The organism is Croceibacterium ferulae (genome assembly GCF_003660445.1).
Classification (GTDB): domain Bacteria; phylum Pseudomonadota; class Alphaproteobacteria; order Sphingomonadales; family Sphingomonadaceae; genus Croceibacterium; species Croceibacterium ferulae.
Genome location: NZ_QZVQ01000008.1, coordinates 208,423 through 224,354, shown reverse-complemented (window position 1 = coordinate 224,354; position 15,932 = coordinate 208,423). Strand labels below are relative to the sequence as shown.

The window sequence follows — 15,932 nt, the reverse complement described above, 5'->3', positions numbered from 1 at the left end:
GGCGCTTGTGGCGAAGTGATGGCAGACCTGTTGCAAAACGATGCCAGGGCCAGCCGGTGGAGAGGGAGAATGCAAAAAAGGGAGACGGGGTGGCCCCATCTCCCTCGATAAACCGGTATCGTCGCGCCGGCTGGGCCATCCCGTCTGGACAGCCCCGTCAGCGAACTATCCTGATGTTATTCTGCGGCCTCGGCCATCATGTCGACCGACACGTAGGAACGGCCCAGCTTGCCGGTGTGAAAGCGCACGCGGCCTTCGCCCAGCGAGAACAGGGTGTGATCCTTGCCGATGCCGACATTGGTGCCGGGATAGAACTTGGTGCCGCGCTGACGCACGAGAATGTTGCCGCCGACCACGACCTGGCCGCCGAACTTCTTCACGCCAAGGCGCCGGCCTTCCGAGTCGCGACCGTTGCGCGACGAGCCGCCTGCTTTCTTATGTGCCATTGTCTAACTCCTCGAAGCCCAGCCGGGCTTAAGCCTTGCCGACCGAAACGATGCGCAGCAGCGTCAGCTGCTGGCGATGACCGTTCTTGCGGCGGTAGTTGTGCCGGCGGCGCTTCTTGAACACGATCACCTTCTCGCTCTTCGCCTGGGCGATGATTTCGGCGCTGACGGTCACGCCGGCCACATCGGCCAGGCCATCGTCTTCGCCGGCGAGCAGGATGTCGCCCAGCGTGATCGTCTCGCCAGCCTCGCCGGCCAGCTTCTCGACCGCGATCTTGTCTCCTGCGGCGACGCGGTACTGCTTACCGCCGGTGCGCACTACTGCGAACATGGTGTCTCGTATCCGTTCTTGCGATGACGCCCCACTGCGGAACGCCGACAGGGCACCCGAAACGGGCGCCGGAAAGTGCAGGGCCGATAAGGGACAGCGGCCGGGCTGTCAATGGCCGCGCCCGCTTTGCACACCCTCCAACCCGACGATCTGGCCCTTGGCCGCCACCCCCGCTAAGGCGGAAGGCGATGCGACGCAACACCCCCATCGCGGCCCTGCTGCTGCTGCCGCTTTTCCTGCCGGCCTGTGCGCCGGCGGCGGAAGGCTATCCCAGCCTGGCGATTCGCCCGGCCGAACGCGCCAGCGGTGCCTGGACCCCGCCGCCGCGCCACATCCCGCCCCCGCCGCCCGCCGCCGCCCTCGCCAGCCTGGATGCGCTGGCGGCAGAGGCCCGCGCGGCGCACGGCGCCTTCACCGAACAGACGGCGCAGGCGACTCGCCTGGTGACCGCCGGCCGCAATGCCGCGGTGGGCAGCGAGGCCTGGGCCCGCGCGCAGGTCGCCCGGTCCAGCCTGGGGGCGGCGCACAGCCGCACGCTGGTCCCGCTCGCCAGCATGGACCGGTTGTATGTGGAAGCGTCCAGCGCCGGCGAGGACCTGGACCGCATCGCCGCCGTGCACGCCGAGGTGGAGGCGCTGGCACAGCAGGAGGACGCCGTGCTGGCCGGGCTGGGGAACTAAGGCACGCGCGGCCTGCCCGGGTGCGGGTCAGGCGGGGCTGGACAGCTTCATCAGCACCAGCCCGCTCACGATCAGCAGGGCGGCTGCCACCCGCATGGCGGACAGCGTCTCCCCCAGGAAGGTCACGCCCACCACGAAGGCGCCGATCGCGCCGATCCCGGTCCAGATCGTGTAGGCCGTCCCCAGCGGCAGCACGCGCATCGACCATGCGAGCAAGCCGAAGCTGACGAGCATGGCGACCGCCGTGACGATGCTGGGCAACAGCCGGGTGAAGCCTTGCGACTCCTTCATGGCGGAGGCCCAGACGACCTCGAACAGACCCGCGACAACCAGGGCGATCCACGCCATTGCAGCCTCCTTCAAAGCTGCCGGGCCGTCCCGGTCTTGATCACCCACCGTGGGGCGGGAACGTGGTCGCCGCCCCGGCGATCTAGGTCAGGCCGGGCCGCCCATCAAGCGGGCGATTCGCGCCAGCGGGCCAGATCGGCATGATCCTGCTCGCGCGGCTCGATCCAGTGCCAGCCATCGGCGCGCTGCTCCCGCTTCCAGAACCAGGCATCGGATTTCAGATGGTCTATCGCGTAATCCGCCGCCTGAAACGCATCGCGCCGATGGCGCGCAGCGGCCGCGACCAGCACGATCGGCTCGCCCGGCCGCATTAGGCCGGTGCGGTGCCAGATCAGCAGGCCGGCGAGCGGCCAGCGGGCCAGAACCTGTTCGCCCAGCGCCGTCATCCCCGGCAAAGTCAGCGGGGCATAATGGCTCAGTTCCAGCGCCAGCACATCGCTGTCCAGCCGGACCTGCCCGGTGAAGCTGGTGATCCCGCCGGCCTGCGGATGGGCGGCGGCAAAGGCATCCACCGCCGCGCCGGGCGCAAAGGGCGCGTCCAGCAGGCGGATGTCGGCGCCCATCTCAGCCGCCGCTGACCGGCGGCAGCAGGGCGACCTCGTCCCCATCGCCCGCCTGCAGCTGCGTCTTGTCTGCCAGCAGCGCGCCGTTCAGCGCCAGCCGCACCCGGTCGCTGGCGATCTGCGCCGCCAATACGGTGTCGAGCGCGCCCAGCAGGCCCGCCCAGTCCAGCGGCGCGGGCAGCTGGCGAGTCGCTCCGCCAGCCTGCCCGGCAAGACGGCCGAGGAAAACGAGCGTGACCATCACCCGCCGGTCAGCGACATGTGCCGCGGCTGCGCCGGCGCGGCGCCGCGCACATGGGTGAAATGGTGCCGCTCCGGCTTGATGGCCATGGCGGTGTCCAGCGCCTCTGCCAGCAGCGCATCCGGCGTGTCCGATCGCAAGGCCGCGCGCAGGTCGACCTGCTCCGCCCCGCCAAGGCAAGCGAACAGCTGCCCGGTCGCCGTCACCCGGATGCGGTTGCAGGTGGCGCAGAAATTGTTGGTCAGCGGCGTGATGAAGCCCAGCCGCCCGCCGGTTTCCAGCACATCGACATAGCGCGCCGGCCCGCCGGACCGGTGCGCGCTGTCCACCAGCGTCCAGCGTGCCTCCAGATCGTCGCGCACGGCGGTCAGCGGCAGGTAATGGTCCACCCGCTCGCCCTCGACCTCGCCCAGCGGCATGACCTCGATCAGCGTCACCTCGTGCCCGTGCCCGTGCGCCCAGGCGACCAGGTCGGGAATCTCGTGCTGGTTCAGCCCCTTCAGCGCCACGATGTTCAGCTTGACCGCCAGGCCCGCAGCGGCAGCCGCGCGGATGCCTTCCAGCACCTGCGCCAGCTGGTCCCGCCGGGTCAGTTCGAAGAACAGGCCCGGGTCCAGCGTGTCGAGCGAGACGTTGACCCGCCGGATGCCGGCCGCGAACAGCGCCTCCGCATGGGTGGCGAGCTGCGTGCCGTTGGTGGTGAGCGTCAGCTCGTCCAGCCCGTCTCCCAGCCGGCGGCCCAGCGCCTGCACCAGCTCGATCACGTCGCGCCGGACCAGCGGCTCGCCCCCGGTCAGACGAATCTTGCGGATGCCGCGGTCGATCATGGCAAGCGCCAGCCGGTGCAGTTCCTCCAGGCTCAGCACCTCCTTGCGGGGCAGGAACTGCATGCGTTCGGGCATGCAATAGGTGCAGCGCAGGTCGCACCGGTCCGTCACCGACAGGCGCAGATAGGTGATGCGGCGGTCGAACGCATCCACAAGAGGGCCGGAGGCACAGCTCATCCAGCAGCCAATCTAGGCCCGACTGCCGGAATTGCCATCCACGGCGAACAACTGCCCGGTGATGGCGGGCGCATCCGCCAGCCAGGCGATGGTGGCGGCGGTCGCTGGATCATCATGCCCCTCAACGCCGTTGACGCGCCGTGGTGCCGCCTCGCGCGCCAATTCCTGCACAATCGCCAGCCGCCAGGCGCGATAGGGGTGATCGGCAAGCGGGAAATGGATGGCGAGATCGTCGCCTTGCTCCAGCAGCGCACGCGCGCGCGGCAGGTCGGCGGCATGGAACGCGGCGGCGGCATCCAGCGGCGCGGCGGCCAGCGGCCCCGCCACCAGCACGGCCTGCGCCATCAGCGGCGTTCCCGCCGCAGGGTGATGCCGATCTGCTCGTCCGCCTCGCTCAGCGCCAGCTTCACGATCTTCACCGTCACCACCAGCACGCGCGCATCGGCGACGAACAGGGTTTCCGCCACATGGTCGGCCACCGATTCGATCAGCGTGAAGTGGACCCCCGCCGGCAGGGCGTCGGACCCGGCGAACTTCAGGTCCATGTAGTTCTTGCTGGCCGACAGCGGCGTATCGGGCGCGTAGCGTTCCGCCGGCTTCATCTCGACAGTGATGGTAAAGCGCAGCGGCTGCGGCTTGCCGGTCTCTTCCGAATAGATGCCGGTGTGCACGTCGTGCACGAAATCGGCGATTTCCAGCATCAGTCGGTCGGCCATGGGCGCGCACTGGCAGGCAGGCGCCGTGCTGTCCAGCGGGCGCGACGGTTGCAACCGGGCACCGATTGCTGAACAAGCGCGGGAGCGGGAGGGGTATGATGCAGATGGAGGCACGCCTGGCCGGGGCAACCACCGGCCCTGCCCTACAGGTGGCCGGCCGGCACTTCCCGCAGCTGGACGGCCTGCGCGCGCTGGCGGTCATGTGCGTGCTGATCACGCATTACTGGCTGCAATCGGGGCATCTGGGCCATCTGGGCGTGCGGCTGTTCTTCGTGCTCAGCGGCTTCCTGATCACCGGCATCCTGCTGGAACAGCGCCCCGCCGCCGGCCCCGCCCCGCTGGGACCGCTGCTGCGCAGCTTCTACGCCCGGCGCATCCTGCGGCTGTTCCCGACCTATTACCTGATGCTGGCCATCGCCATCGCGCTGAACGTGGAGGGGGTGCGGGAAACGGCGGAGTACCACGTCACCTTCCTGTCCAACCTGTGGTATGCGCGCCAGCCCGACTGGGAGCCGTGGACGACGGTCCATCTGTGGACCCTGTCGGTGGAGGAGCAGTTCTACGTCGTCTGGCCGCTGGTCATGCTGCTGGTCCCGCGCCGCTGGCTGCTGGCGATGCTGGCGGCGACGATCGCGGGCGGCGTCGCGTTCCGCTTCGCCTGCGGGCTGATCTGGCCGGACATGCCGCCGCAGGACGTGCTGATGCCGGCGATGATGGACGCGCTGGCGCTGGGCGGGCTGGTGGCGGCGCTGCTCCACCGGCAGGCTGGCGACATCGCCGCGCGGGAACGGCTGCTGCAGATCCTGGCCGGCGCCAGCCTGCTGTGCCTGGCGCTGGTCGGCGCGACTGTGCTGATCGACCTGCCCTATGCCGTGATGGACTTCGCCTGCACCGTGCCGATGGCCTTCCTGGTGCTGGCCGCGCGCCATGGCATCCCGGGGCGGGTCGGCCGTGCGCTGGAATATCGCGCCGTCCGCTATCTGGGGCGGATCAGCTATGGCCTGTATATCTGGCACCTGCTCGCCTGGGTGTTGGTGATCGCGGCCATGCCGGCGCGGAACTGGGACCAGCCGGGACCGGTGACCTTCATGGTCGTCAGCGTGGTGGCGATCGCCCTGGGCGCGGCATCATGGCACTGGGTGGAACAGCCGTTCAACGGGCTGAAGCGCCTGTTCCCCTATGCGCGGCGTCCGCAGCCTGAGCGCTCCGCACTGTAGCCGTCCACGTGTCACGGAAGGGCTGCTCCGCCTCAGCCCGGATGGGAGATGATGCCAGCGGGTTCCGCCTCCTAAATCTGTCGGGAACGCACAGAGTATGAGGTCTAATATCGAATGATCCGACCGGAAGTCACGATGATTGAACTGAGTGCGACGGTGGCATGGCCCTTTGTAGATCTACTCAACGCATCATCCTCCGATGCGGGAGTTAGTCTGCAATACCATTTCGTAGTTACATGAAAACGCCAGAGAAGATTTACACATCTTTGCTGTGGTCAAATTATGAAATACAATGTCATTATGATATTTGTCGCGGTCCAAGCCTTTGGTTGAGCGATCTTTTACGTTACTCAGCGTAAAGTGGCCAAGCTTGTTCTCCAATCCCTGCCTTTTGCAGCAAAGCGAGAAGAAGCTGTCTTCACGACCGTAGTGTCCGGCAAACAGTTCATCGTAGCCGCCAACCTTGAAGAAGTCCTGCCGCCTTATCATGAAGCAATTCACATTATGCTTTAGCTCTTCAACTTCCCTTTGATCCCCAATCTTCCGAAATGTCCGGCGAGATGGAGTCACCTTTTCGCCAAGCCGCAGCTGGCGGGCCGTGGCAAGAACAAGGTCCACTTGATCGGGCTCAATGAGATGATCGACATCCATGAACAAGATCACCTGATTTCTAGCTTCAAGTGCGCCAACATTCCGTGCGCCGGCCTGATTCCACGTGATATCATCCAGCACTCTGAAAATTCTAAGATCCGGAACCGATTGGTAGCTTGAAAAATCCATTACCTTGTCACTGTGATCATCGACAAGGACGAGCTCGCACTGTTGTGGATACCTTTTAACGATCGACTCGTAATTACGAATGAGTGCGTCCACTCCCTCCTCGTTGTTATAAAAGTTTACAACAATGCTTAAAGTCATGAGCAACATCCTATAACAGCGGACTTGGGGGTGGTTGTCCTCGGCGCGCCGGCAGTCTCTGCAGCGATCAGCAATCCATCCACTTTCCACTCTCCCCCGGCGAAATCGCGGAGGTCGAGGCGCTACCCTCGCGACCAGCGCGCGAAGATGGCCGTGGGCAGCAGGCGGCCGCCCTCGCCTTCCTCGCGCATCGCCAGATCGCCATGCTCCACCGTGCCGGGCAGGTCGGCGAACAGGCCGTGCAGCAGGCCGCCCAGCGCCAGGCTGGACATGCGCACGGCATAGACGGTGAGGAACAGGAAGCGGCTGTCGCCATCCAGCAGGCGGCGGCAATCGGCCAGCAGCGGCGGCAGGTGCTCCTCCAGCCGCCAGACTTCCCCGCCGGGGCCGCGGCCGAATTTCGGCGGGTCCAGGATGATGCCGTCATAACGCCGCCCCCGCCGCACCTCGCGCGCGGCGAACTTCGCGGCATCGTCCACCAGCCAGCGGACCGGGCGGTCCTCCATGCCGGACAGGGCGGCGTTGGCGCGCGCCTGCGCCACCGATTTCTTGCTGGCATCGACATGCGTGACGGGGCCGTGGGCGGAGAGCGACAGCGTGCCCACACCGGTGTAGCCGAACAGGTTCAGCGTCTCCGCCGGAGCGGCCAGGCCGGCCAGCTGATCGCCCATCCAGTCCCACACCGGGGCCATGTCGGGGAAGAACGCCAGGTGGCGGAACGGGGTGCATTGCGCGGTGAAGCGCACATCGCCGCGCGCCAGCGGCCAGCCATCCGCCGGCAATGCATGGTCGAACTGCCAGCGGCCGCCGCCATCCTCGTCCGATCCGGGGATGAACTCGCCATCCGCCTGCCAGTCACCCCGGCGCGGCGGCCACAGCGCCTGCCCTTCCGGGCGGATCAGGCGGTGCGGGCCATAGCGTTCCAGCTTGCGCCCGTCGCCGCTGTCGATCAGCCCGTAATCGCCCCAGCCGGCGCCGGCCAGCAGCACTGGCTGTTCGCGAAATTCTGCCATCAGCCCACGACCTCAGCCGTGCGGATGCGCGTGCTGCAGGATGTAACCGCTCACCGCCTCATAGGTGCCGGGCAGCTCGGTATAGCGCTCCTCCCGCTCGAACAGGTCGCCCAGCCGATGCGGCAGGCTGGGGCGCTGGCCGGTCGCCCGCTCCACCGCGTCGCGGAACTTGGCGGGGTGCGCGGTCGCCAGTGTCACCACCGGCACATGCGCCGGCAGGCCGCAGGCGAGCGCGGCATGCAGGCCGATCGCAGTGTGCGGGTCGATCAGCTGGCCGCACCGGTCCTTGGCCCAGGCCATCGCCTCGGCCATCTCCATCTCGTCCGCCCGGCAGCTGGCAAAGCCGCGGGCCGCGCCTGCGATCTGCTCAGGGGTCAGGCGCATGGCGCCGGCGGATTCGAAGCTGCGCATCTGTTCGGCCAGCAGCAGCCCGTCCCGGCCGCCGCAATCGAACAGCAGCCGCTCGAAATTGCTCGACACCTGGATGTCCATGCTGGGGGCTGCGGTGGCGGTGACCACGCCCGCGGAATAGTCGCCGGCCGACAGCGCCCGGTGCAGGATGTCGTTCACATTGGTGGCGACGATCAGCCGCGCGATCGGCAGGCCCATGCTCTGCGCCACATGGCCGGCGAACACGTCGCCGAAATTGCCGGTCGGCACGCTGAAGGCGACCTCCCGCTCCGGCGCGCCCAGCTGCAGGGCGGCATGGAAGTAATACACCACCTGCGCCATCAGCCGCGCCCAGTTGATGGAGTTTACCGCACCCAGCCGCAGCGGGCCGTTGACCGCCGCGTCGCCGAACATGCGCTTCACCATCGCCTGCGCATCGTCGAAGCTGCCATCGATGGCGATGTTGTGCACATTAGGCGCCAGCACGGTGGTCATCTGCCGGCGCTGCACATCGCTGACGCGGCCATGCGGGTGGAGCATGAAGATCTCCACATTGTCGCGGCCCGCCACCGCGTCGATCGCGGCGGAGCCGGTGTCGCCGCTGGTCGCGCCGACGATCGTCAGCCGCCCTTCGTGACGCGCCAGGAACTCCTCGAACAGCCGACCCAGCAGTTGCAGCGCCACGTCCTTGAACGCCAGCGTGGGGCCGTGGAACAGCTCCAGCAGCCAGTGCTGCTCGTCCAGCTGCACCAACGGGGTCACGGCCTTGTGATCGAACCGGGCATAGGCACGGCGGCACAGGTCGCGCAGCTTGTCCTCGGTCAGGCTGTCGCCCACGAAAGGCAGCATCACCCGCACGGCCAGCTCCGCATAAGGCAGGCCGCGCATCGCCGCGATCTGCTCGGGCGTGAAGCGGGGCCACTCGCGCGGCAGATACAGCCCGCCATCGGCCGCGAGGCCGGTCAGCGTCACCTGTTCGAAGTCGAGCGCGGGCGCGGTGCCGCGAGTGGAGATGTAATCCATCGTGCCAGCGCGCCTAGCGGCCGGTTGCGGGGGAGGCAAGGTCCGTCGGGCCTGCGCGGCGGCGCAACGCCATTGCGTAAATGACCGCCGCCGTGATCGCAAAGAAGAACCATTGCCCGGCATAGGACAGGTGATTGTTCGGCAGCGCCTTGGGGTCGGGGCGGGCCAGTACCTCCAGCCCGGCCTGCGGCGGATCGGCGACCAACCGCGCGCCCTCGCCCGCCGGTGCCACCGTGCCGGTCACCCGGCCGCCGTCCCATACCGGCGGGGTGGGGGCAGCGGACCAGCCCAGCGCCACTTCCGCCTCGCCGCCTTCGGCCAGCCGGCACTTCGCGACATGCGCCCAGCCCGATTGTCCCTTGGCCGAACGGCCGGCGGTCTCCCGCATTCCCAGCACAACTGCGCAGGTGAAGCTGCTCGGCCGGTACAGTGCGGCCTCTCGTGCAGCGCCGTCATCCGGCCATGCTACAGGCGGCAGGGTTTCCGCGTCAGCGTAGCGGGCGATCATGTCGCCCTTCCATTCCGCCCTGCGCAGCTGCCACACACCCAGCACCAGCATCAGCGCCACCGCCGCCGCCACCACGATCGTGGGCAGCAGCGGCACCCGCCGGCGGGCCGACGGCATCAGTGGTATGCGGCGCCCCAGCCGCCCCAGACATAGACGGTGATGAACAGGAACAGCCACACCACGTCCACGAAGTGCCAGTACCAGGCCGCCGCCTCGAACCCGAAATGCTGGCGCGGGGTGAAGTGGCCGGCATAGGTGCGGCGCAGGCACACGGCCAAGAAGATGGTGCCCACCAGCACGTGGAAGCCGTGAAAGCCCGTCGCCATGAAGAAGGCGCTGGAATAGGTGTTGCCGCCGAACTCGAACGGCGCATGCGCATATTCGTAGAACTGCACGAAGCTGAACACCACGCCCAGGATGATGGTCAGCCACAGGCCGGTCTTCAGCCCTTCACGATCACCATGGATCAGGGAATGGTGCGCCCAGGTGACGGTGGTGCCCGAACATAGCAGGATCAGCGTGTTCAGCAGCGGCAGGGCGAAGGGGTCCATGACCGCCTCGATCCCCGCAGGCGGCCAGACCCCGCCGACCACCTCGACCAGTTCGCTGGGGAACAGGGCGAAATCGAACCACGCCCAGAACCAGCCAACGAAGAACATAACTTCGGAGGCGATGAAGGTGATCATGCCGTACCGCAGGTGCAGCTGCACCACCGGCGTGTGATCGCCCGCCTGCGCTTCCTTCACGATGGAGGACAGCCACAGATAGAAGCCCGCGATCACCCCGGCGATGCCCAGCCCCAGCACCACACCGGCGCCCGCCAGGTCGTGCATGAACAGCACCATGCCGCTGGTAAAGGTCAGCGCGGCGACCGACATAAGCAGCGGCCAGGCCGACGGTGGCAGGATGTGATATTCGTGGTTCTTTGCGCCGGCCATGCCCTGATCCCGTGACTTCGATGTTCTTGCGTCGATGTGTAATCCGCCGCTGCGGCGCGGTCCAGTGCCGCTATTCCTTGCGGTGAAAAGTGTAGCTCAGCGTGATCTGTTCCACGTCCTTCATGTTCGGATCGTCCGCCGCGGCAGGGTCGACGAAGAACAGCACCGGCATCGCGACGCTTTCACCCGGCTGCAGCACCTGTTCGGTGAAGCAGAAGCACTGGATCTTGTTGAAATGCACGCCTGCCTGCTCCGGCTCCACATTGAAGGTGGCGGTGCCGGTGATGGGCCTGTCGGTGTCGTTGCGGGCGTCGAAGATCACCATGTCGCGCTCGCCGATGGTGACGCGGTCGATCGTCTGGCGGGGCGCGAAGCTCCAATGGAGATCGCGCGCGGTGTTGGCATCGAACCGGATGGAGAACTGCCGCGCGCCCGCGCTGCCGGCGAATTGCGCGGCCAGATCGGCATCGGCCAGGCTGGCCCGCTGCGTCGTGCCGCCGAACCCGGTGACCTGGCAGAACAGGCGATACAGCGGCACGGAGGCGAACCCCAGGCCCAGCATGGCGAGCGCCGCCAGCAATGCCAGCAGCCCGGTGCGGCGATTGCGATGATGCAGCGGTGCGCTGGCCATCAGACGGTGAACTTCACGAAGGTGATGGCGTAGAACAGCACCACCATGAACAACAGCGCCAGCCCCAGCGCGCGGTTGCGGTTGCGGCGGGTGCGGGCGATCGCCTCCTGCTGCTCGCGCGGGGTCATGCCAGCACCAGCCGGTCGGCCACCAGCGCGCCGAACAGCACGAACAGGTACAGCACGGAATAGCCGAACAGCCGCTTCTCCGGCCGCATCGCATCCCCTTCCCCGCTGCGCCGGAACGCCACCGGCAGCGACAGCGCCACGAACAGCGCCGACAGCGTCAAGGCGGAAATGCCGTAGATCGCGCCCGCCCCGCCGATCGCCCAGGGCGCCAGCGTCACCGGCAGCAGCACCAGCGAATAGATCAGGATCTGCCGCCGCGTCGCCGCCTGACCGGCCACCACCGGCAGCATGGGGATGCCGGCATTGGCGTAATCGGTGCGCACGAACAGGGCCAGCGCCCAGAAATGCGGCGGTGTCCACAGGAAGATGATGGCGAACAGCAGCACCGGCATGGCGGTGATCTCGCCCGTCACCGCGATCCAGCCGATCAGCGGCGGGAAGGCCCCGGCGCCGCCGCCGATCACGATGTTCTGCGGCGTGCGCGGCTTCAGCCAGATGGTGTAGACCACCGCATAATAGACGATGGAGATCGCCAGCACGATCGCCGCCAGCCAGTGGATCGCCAGCCCCATGATCCCGACGGAGGCGCAGGACAGCGCGATCCCGAAATCGCGCGCATCGGTCCGCGCCATGCGGCCGGTCGGCAGCGGGCGCTTGGCGGTGCGCTTCATCAGCGCGTCGATATCGGCCTCCCACCACTGGTTCAGCGCCGCCGCCCCGCCCGCGCCCAGCGCGATGCACAGGATCGCGGCGAAGCCCAGCACGGGATGGATGTGGCCGGGCGCCGCCAGCAGGCCGCACAGGCCGGTGAACACCACCAGGCTCATCACGCGCGGCTTGGTCAGCGCCACGAAGTCGCGCCAGTCGGCAGGCAGCTGGATCGCCGGTGCGGGGGGTGGCGCAGGCTGCGCCGGATTGAAGGACATGCCCTGCCCTATAGCGATGCCGAGGCCCGGGGCCAACTGCCCGGCCGGCATGTTGTGCGCCGGGGGCGAAGCTGCTTTAGCGCCGGCCATGCGTATCCATCCCGCCCTGCTCGCCACCGCGCTGATCGCGGTCCTCGCCCCTGCCGCCCATGCGCGGACCGATCACGACCTGCAGGCCTGGGGCAATCTGACCGTGACCGGCGCGATCGCCGGCGACCTGGTCTATTTCGCGGAAGTGCAGCCCCGCATCACTGAAGATCTGTCCCGCGTGTCGCAGACCCTGCTGCGCCCGGCCATCGGGGTGGCGGTGACGCCCGACGTCACCGTGTACCAGGGCTATGCCAAGGTGCTGCAGCCGGTGCCCGGTGGTGGGTCGGCGGACGAGGACCGGTCGTTCCAGCAGGTGTCGTGGATGATGCAGCGCGGCCCGCGCGAGATCCAGTCGCGCACCCGGTTCGAACAGCGCTGGAACGAGCGCGGCGACGACACCGGCTTTCGCCTGCGGCAGATGATCCGCTACGAACATGCGCTGGGCGATGGCACCGGCCCGGCGCTGCTGACGTCGGTGGAGGCGTTCGTGGCGCTGAACGACACGGACTGGGGCGCGCGCGGCGGCTTTGACCAGCTGCGCACCTTTGTGGGTGCGGAGGTGCCGCTGCCCGGCGCCTCCACCGTCGAGGCCGGCTACCTGAACCAGCTGGTCGACGGCGCGGGCAGCACCCGCATGGGACACACCCTGTCCGTGGCGCTGTTCATCCGCCACTAGGACGCCCTCTCCCGGCGCGCATCTCACGACAAGGCGCGCCGGCCCGGCACCGTCAGTGCGCGGGCCGGTCGTCGGCCGGGCCGATGTGGTCGTGATAGTCGTGATGGCTCTCGATCACCGGCAGCGTCTCGTACTGGTGGAACGGCGGCGGGCTGGACAGCGTCCATTCCAGCGTGGTCGCACCCTCGCCCCAATAATTGCCCTCCGCCCGGCGGCCCGCCACCAGCGCCCAGGCGATGTTCACGAAGAACACCAGCATGGACACGGCCATGATGACATAGCCGATGGAGGCGATCTCGTTCCAGTAGGAGAAGGCCGGTGTGTAGTCGGGGTAACGGCGGGGCATCCCGTTCATGCCCAGGAAGTGCATGGGGAAGAAGATCACGTTCACGCCGACGAAGAAGCCCCAGAAATGGATGTGCGCCAGCAGCTCGGAATGCCACCGCCCGCTCATCTTCGGGAACCAGTAGTAGAAGGCCGCGAACAGGCTGAACACCGCACCCATCGACAGCACGTAGTGGAAGTGCGCCACCACATAATAGGTGTCGTGCAGGTTGTCGTCCACGCCGCCATTGGCCAGCACCACGCCGGTGACGCCGCCGACGGTGAACAGGAAGATGAAGCCCAGCGCCCACACCATGGGCGACTTGAACTCCAGGCTGCCGCCCCACATCGTGGCGACCCAGCTGAAGATCTTCACGCCGGTCGGCACCGCGATCAGCATGGTGGCCGCGGTGAAATACATCTTCGTGTTCACGTCCAGGCCGGTCGTATACATGTGGTGCGCCCACACGACGAAGCCGATCACACCGATCGCCACCATGGCGTAGGCCATGCCGAGATAGCCGAACACCGGCTTACGGCTGAAGGTCGCCACGATCTGGCTGATCATGCCGAAGCCCGGCAGGATCATGATGTACACTTCGGGATGGCCGAAGAACCAGAACAGATGCTGGTACAGCACCGGATCGCCGCCGCCCGCCTGGTCAAAGAAGGTCGTGCCGAAATTGCGGTCGGTCAGCAGCATGGTGATTGCGGCCGCCAGCACCGGCAACGCCAGCAGCAGCAGGAAGGCGGTGACCAGCACGGACCACGCGAACAGCGGCATCTTGTGCAGCGTCATGCCAGGTGCGCGCATGTTGAAGATGGTGGTGATGAAGTTGATCGCGCCCATGATCGACCCGGCACCCGCCAGGTGGAGCGAGAAGATCGCGAAATCGACCGCCGGGCCCACGCTGCCGCTGGTCGACAGCGGGGCATAGACCGTCCAGCCGGTTCCCGCGCCAAGGCCCGTTCCGCCCGGCACGAAGGCGCTGAACATCAGCGAGCAGAAACCCGCCACCGTCAGCCAGAAGCTGATATTGTTCATCCGCGGGAAGGCCATGTCCGGCGCGCCGATCATCAGCGGCACGAACCAGTTGCCGAAGCCGCCGATCATCGCCGGCATGACCATGAAGAACACCATGATCAGGCCGTGCGCGCTGATCAGCACGTTCCACATATGGCCGTTCTTGTCGAAATCGGCCGGGCCGCCGCCCAGGAACTCGACCCACCAGCCCAGATACTGGATGCCCGGCTCCGCCAGCTCGGCACGCATGATGCCCGACACCGCGCCGCCGATGATGCCCGCGCAGATGGCGAAGATCAGGTACAGCGTACCGATGTCCTTGTGGTTCGTGGACATGAACCAGCGCTGAAAGAAGGGCGGCTTGTGATCGGCATCGTGATGATGCGCGTGATCGTCATGATGCGCCTGGAAGGCGCTGGCAGACGAGGGGGCGGTGGTGGCCATGGTCAGCGGATCCTGGCTGAATGTTCTGCGATGAAACGGGTGGTGGCGCGCGGCATCAGGCGGCCTCTGGCACCGGAGTGCCGGGCGCGGTCTCCTCGGTCGGCGGGGCACCGGCGCCGGGGGCACCCTCCACACCGCTTTCCGGTTCCTGCGCCGGGGCCAGCGCAGGCGCTGCTTCCGGCCCGCCCAGCGTGCCACCCTTGGACAGCAGCCATGCGTTGAATTGCGGGCGCGGCAGGGCCTCCACCGCGATCGGCATGTAGGCATGGCGCGCGCCGCACAGCTCGGAACACTGGCCGTAATAGATGCCCGGCTCCTCGATGAACAGCACCCGCTCGTTCAGGCGGCCGGGCACGGCGTCGATCTTGAACCACAGGCTGGGCACCGCGAAGGAGTGGATCACGTCCGCGCCGGTGGTCTGGATGCGGATCGGCTCGCCCGCGGGCACCACCATCCGGTTGTCCACCGCCAGCTGCGGCGGCAGGCCCTGCGCGATGGCATCACCTTCGTCCATCATGTTGGAGATCACCTCGAACCCGCCATTGTCGGGATAGGTGTAGCCCCAGTACCATTGGTAGCCGGTCACCTTCACCGTCAGCGCGTCTTCCGGCGGGCTGCGATATTGGCGCGACAGCAGCGTGATCGAGGGCACGGCGATCGCGACCAGGATCAGCACCGGCACCGCAGTCCAGATCACCTCGATCAGGGTGTTGTGACTGGTGCGGCTGGGCACGGCATTGGCCCGGCGGTTGTAGCGGGCAACCACCCACAGCAGCAGGCCCAGCACCACCAGGCTGATCGCCACGATCAGCGGCAGCAGGATCGCGTCATGCATCCACAGCGCGTAATGCCCGTCAGGCGTATGCTGCTGCTGGAAGGTCATGGCGCCGTCCGTCGGCTGCCCCTTGATCCATTCGGGGCCGAGCGGGGTGTAGCCGCCCGTGGCCGGCTGCGCACCGACCACTGCATCGGTGGTGGACGGTTCCGCCGCAGCTGCCGCGGACACGCTGTCCGACGCAACGTTGGGCGACTGCGTGTCTTCCACATTGGTCACCGCAGCGCCCGGCTCGTTCGCCGGCACGGCGGCCGTTGCCGCAACGGCTCCGCCGCCCAGCGCAAGCGCCGCAAGCAGCGGCAACAGGCGGCGTGCTGGCCGCGATGCAAGATTGCCCAGGTTCATTTCCCCGCCGGTCTGTAATATTGCCAACTAATCGTTCCAAACTGGCAGCAATCTTCAGTGAAGGCAACCGGCGCGTGCAGTCGTCGCTTGCGCCCCCTGCTGGCCATGTGGCCCGCGCCACACGGGCCACGCGCCCGCTTGCCCCCCGGTGCAAGCGCTTCTACGGATGTCCG

General features: G+C 67.4%; 21 protein-coding genes. 3 read left to right on the top strand and 18 right to left on the bottom strand.

All coding sequences use genetic code 11. The features are described from left to right. Positions 1-176: 176 nt before the first annotated feature. The gene (gene rpmA, locus D5S08_RS11240; protein ID WP_121118533.1) at positions 177-446 is read right to left on the bottom strand and encodes a 50S ribosomal protein L27; all 270 of its coding nucleotides are present in this window, start codon (positions 444-446) and stop codon (positions 177-179) included. A 28-nt stretch (positions 447-474) separates the two neighbouring features. Continuing rightward, positions 475-777 carry a 50S ribosomal protein L21 gene (gene rplU, locus D5S08_RS11235; RefSeq protein WP_121118531.1) on the bottom strand — a complete coding sequence of 101 codons (303 nt, stop codon included), beginning with the start codon at positions 775-777 and terminating at the stop codon, positions 475-477. 188 nt (positions 778-965) lie between these two features. On the opposite strand from rplU, the gene D5S08_RS11230 reads away from it, so the two are divergent. Next, complete coding sequence (locus D5S08_RS11230; protein ID WP_121118529.1) at positions 966-1,457, top strand: hypothetical protein; 492 nt, start codon at positions 966-968, stop codon at positions 1,455-1,457. A gap of 27 nt (positions 1,458-1,484) precedes the next feature. Here the strand turns inward: D5S08_RS11230 and D5S08_RS11225 are convergent, their stop codons facing one another. The 6 genes from D5S08_RS11225 to D5S08_RS11200 all read right to left on the bottom strand — a co-directional run bounded on the left by D5S08_RS11225 (position 1,485) and on the right by D5S08_RS11200 (position 4,329). Beyond that, positions 1,485-1,805, bottom strand: coding sequence for a DMT family transporter (locus D5S08_RS11225; protein ID WP_121118527.1), 321 nt, complete (start codon positions 1,803-1,805; stop codon positions 1,485-1,487). A 104-nt stretch (positions 1,806-1,909) separates the two neighbouring features. After that, on the bottom strand, positions 1,910-2,368 hold the full coding sequence (locus tag D5S08_RS11220; RefSeq protein ID WP_121118525.1) for a molybdenum cofactor biosynthesis protein MoaE: 459 nt from the start codon (positions 2,366-2,368) through the stop codon (positions 1,910-1,912). Position 2,369: 1 nt separating this feature from the next. After that, positions 2,370-2,609, bottom strand: a complete 240-nt coding sequence (locus D5S08_RS11215) for a MoaD/ThiS family protein (RefSeq protein ID WP_338322975.1) — start codon at positions 2,607-2,609, stop codon at positions 2,370-2,372. After that, complete coding sequence (moaA, locus tag D5S08_RS11210; RefSeq protein ID WP_121118521.1) at positions 2,609-3,613, bottom strand: GTP 3',8-cyclase MoaA; 1,005 nt, start codon at positions 3,611-3,613, stop codon at positions 2,609-2,611. Before moaA ends, D5S08_RS11215 begins: the two co-directional genes overlap by 1 nt. A 12-nt stretch (positions 3,614-3,625) precedes the next feature. Continuing rightward, positions 3,626-3,958 (bottom strand): Rossmann fold domain-containing protein, encoded by a 333-nt coding sequence (locus D5S08_RS11205; RefSeq protein ID WP_121118519.1) that lies wholly within the window; start codon positions 3,956-3,958, stop codon positions 3,626-3,628. Continuing rightward, positions 3,958-4,329, bottom strand: a complete 372-nt coding sequence (locus D5S08_RS11200) for a dihydroneopterin aldolase (protein WP_121118517.1) — start codon at positions 4,327-4,329, stop codon at positions 3,958-3,960. The genes D5S08_RS11205 and D5S08_RS11200 overlap by 1 nt, the downstream gene beginning before the upstream one ends. A gap of 104 nt (positions 4,330-4,433) precedes the next feature. On the opposite strand from D5S08_RS11200, the gene D5S08_RS11195 reads away from it, so the two are divergent. After that, entirely contained in the window at positions 4,434-5,546 is a 1,113-nt protein-coding gene (locus tag D5S08_RS11195) for an acyltransferase family protein (RefSeq protein ID WP_162301962.1), read from the top strand. Positions 5,547-5,735: 189 nt separating this feature from the next. Here the strand turns inward: D5S08_RS11195 and D5S08_RS11190 are convergent, their stop codons facing one another. The 8 genes from D5S08_RS11190 to D5S08_RS11160 all read right to left on the bottom strand — a co-directional run bounded on the left by D5S08_RS11190 (position 5,736) and on the right by D5S08_RS11160 (position 12,021). After that, positions 5,736-6,464 (bottom strand): glycosyltransferase family 2 protein, encoded by a 729-nt coding sequence (locus D5S08_RS11190; protein ID WP_162301961.1) that lies wholly within the window; start codon positions 6,462-6,464, stop codon positions 5,736-5,738. Positions 6,465-6,586: 122 nt separating this feature from the next. After that, positions 6,587-7,477 (bottom strand): class I SAM-dependent rRNA methyltransferase, encoded by an 891-nt coding sequence (locus D5S08_RS11185; RefSeq protein WP_121118512.1) that lies wholly within the window; start codon positions 7,475-7,477, stop codon positions 6,587-6,589. A gap of 12 nt (positions 7,478-7,489) precedes the next feature. Continuing rightward, positions 7,490-8,890: a threonine synthase gene (thrC, locus tag D5S08_RS11180; protein WP_121118510.1), complete on the bottom strand. Its 1,401-nt coding sequence runs from the start codon at positions 8,888-8,890 to the stop codon at positions 7,490-7,492. 13 nt (positions 8,891-8,903) lie between these two features. Then, positions 8,904-9,515, bottom strand: coding sequence for an SURF1 family protein (locus tag D5S08_RS11175; RefSeq protein WP_121118508.1), 612 nt, complete (start codon positions 9,513-9,515; stop codon positions 8,904-8,906). Further along, a complete protein-coding gene (locus D5S08_RS11170; RefSeq protein WP_121118506.1) occupies positions 9,515-10,336 on the bottom strand; it encodes a cytochrome c oxidase subunit 3 in 822 nt (273 codons plus the stop codon). Before D5S08_RS11170 ends, D5S08_RS11175 begins: the two co-directional genes overlap by 1 nt. Before the next feature lie 70 nt (positions 10,337-10,406). After that, positions 10,407-10,967, bottom strand: coding sequence for a cytochrome c oxidase assembly protein (locus D5S08_RS11165; protein WP_121118504.1), 561 nt, complete (start codon positions 10,965-10,967; stop codon positions 10,407-10,409). Then, complete coding sequence (locus tag D5S08_RS17350) at positions 10,967-11,095, bottom strand: hypothetical protein (protein ID WP_277750413.1); 129 nt, start codon at positions 11,093-11,095, stop codon at positions 10,967-10,969. Before D5S08_RS17350 ends, D5S08_RS11165 begins: the two co-directional genes overlap by 1 nt. Continuing rightward, positions 11,092-12,021 carry a heme o synthase gene (locus D5S08_RS11160; protein ID WP_121118502.1) on the bottom strand — a complete coding sequence of 310 codons (930 nt, stop codon included), beginning with the start codon at positions 12,019-12,021 and terminating at the stop codon, positions 11,092-11,094. Before D5S08_RS11160 ends, D5S08_RS17350 begins: the two co-directional genes overlap by 4 nt. 88 nt (positions 12,022-12,109) lie before the next feature. On the opposite strand from D5S08_RS11160, the gene D5S08_RS11155 reads away from it, so the two are divergent. Further along, positions 12,110-12,787: a DUF2490 domain-containing protein gene (locus D5S08_RS11155; protein WP_121118500.1), complete on the top strand. Its 678-nt coding sequence runs from the start codon at positions 12,110-12,112 to the stop codon at positions 12,785-12,787. 52 nt (positions 12,788-12,839) lie between these two features. Here D5S08_RS11155 and ctaD read toward each other — a convergent pair whose 3' ends face one another. Together ctaD and coxB are read right to left on the bottom strand one after the other, a co-directional pair. Continuing rightward, the gene (gene ctaD / locus D5S08_RS11150) at positions 12,840-14,579 is read right to left on the bottom strand and encodes a cytochrome c oxidase subunit I (RefSeq protein ID WP_121118498.1); all 1,740 of its coding nucleotides are present in this window, start codon (positions 14,577-14,579) and stop codon (positions 12,840-12,842) included. 55 nt (positions 14,580-14,634) lie between these two features. After that, positions 14,635-15,759 (bottom strand): cytochrome c oxidase subunit II, encoded by a 1,125-nt coding sequence (coxB, locus tag D5S08_RS11145; RefSeq protein WP_121118496.1) that lies wholly within the window; start codon positions 15,757-15,759, stop codon positions 14,635-14,637. Positions 15,760-15,932 lie beyond the last annotated feature (173 nt).

Bases quoted from the DNA above. Each gene is read 5' to 3' on its own strand.
- D5S08_RS17350 (WP_277750413.1), bottom strand. From the start codon at position 11,095: ATGACCCCGCGCGAGCAGCAGGAGGCGATCGCCCGCACCCGCCGCAAC.
- ctaD (WP_121118498.1), bottom strand. From the start codon at position 14,579: ATGGCCACCACCGCCCCCTCGTCTGCCAGCGCCTTCCAGGCGCATCAT.
- D5S08_RS11170 (WP_121118506.1), bottom strand. From the start codon at position 10,336: ATGGCCGGCGCAAAGAACCACGAATATCACATCCTGCCACCGTCGGCC.
- rplU (WP_121118531.1), bottom strand. From the start codon at position 777: ATGTTCGCAGTAGTGCGCACCGGCGGTAAGCAGTACCGCGTCGCCGCA.
- D5S08_RS11225 (WP_121118527.1), bottom strand. From the start codon at position 1,805: ATGGCGTGGATCGCCCTGGTTGTCGCGGGTCTGTTCGAGGTCGTCTGG.
- D5S08_RS11195 (WP_162301962.1), top strand. From the start codon at position 4,434: ATGGAGGCACGCCTGGCCGGGGCAACCACCGGCCCTGCCCTACAGGTG.
- D5S08_RS11220 (WP_121118525.1), bottom strand. From the start codon at position 2,368: ATGGGCGCCGACATCCGCCTGCTGGACGCGCCCTTTGCGCCCGGCGCG.
- coxB (WP_121118496.1), bottom strand. From the start codon at position 15,759: ATGAACCTGGGCAATCTTGCATCGCGGCCAGCACGCCGCCTGTTGCCG.
- D5S08_RS11175 (WP_121118508.1), bottom strand. From the start codon at position 9,515: ATGCCGTCGGCCCGCCGGCGGGTGCCGCTGCTGCCCACGATCGTGGTG.
- D5S08_RS11200 (WP_121118517.1), bottom strand. From the start codon at position 4,329: ATGGCCGACCGACTGATGCTGGAAATCGCCGATTTCGTGCACGACGTG.
- rpmA (WP_121118533.1), bottom strand. From the start codon at position 446: ATGGCACATAAGAAAGCAGGCGGCTCGTCGCGCAACGGTCGCGACTCG.
- D5S08_RS11160 (WP_121118502.1), bottom strand. From the start codon at position 12,021: ATGTCCTTCAATCCGGCGCAGCCTGCGCCACCCCCCGCACCGGCGATC.
- D5S08_RS11155 (WP_121118500.1), top strand. From the start codon at position 12,110: ATGCGTATCCATCCCGCCCTGCTCGCCACCGCGCTGATCGCGGTCCTC.
- D5S08_RS11165 (WP_121118504.1), bottom strand. From the start codon at position 10,967: ATGGCCAGCGCACCGCTGCATCATCGCAATCGCCGCACCGGGCTGCTG.
- thrC (WP_121118510.1), bottom strand. From the start codon at position 8,890: ATGGATTACATCTCCACTCGCGGCACCGCGCCCGCGCTCGACTTCGAA.
- D5S08_RS11215 (WP_338322975.1), bottom strand. From the start codon at position 2,609: ATGGTCACGCTCGTTTTCCTCGGCCGTCTTGCCGGGCAGGCTGGCGGA.
- D5S08_RS11190 (WP_162301961.1), bottom strand. From the start codon at position 6,464: ATGACTTTAAGCATTGTTGTAAACTTTTATAACAACGAGGAGGGAGTG.
- moaA (WP_121118521.1), bottom strand. From the start codon at position 3,613: ATGAGCTGTGCCTCCGGCCCTCTTGTGGATGCGTTCGACCGCCGCATC.
- D5S08_RS11185 (WP_121118512.1), bottom strand. From the start codon at position 7,477: ATGGCAGAATTTCGCGAACAGCCAGTGCTGCTGGCCGGCGCCGGCTGG.
- D5S08_RS11205 (WP_121118519.1), bottom strand. From the start codon at position 3,958: ATGGCGCAGGCCGTGCTGGTGGCGGGGCCGCTGGCCGCCGCGCCGCTG.
- D5S08_RS11230 (WP_121118529.1), top strand. From the start codon at position 966: ATGCGACGCAACACCCCCATCGCGGCCCTGCTGCTGCTGCCGCTTTTC.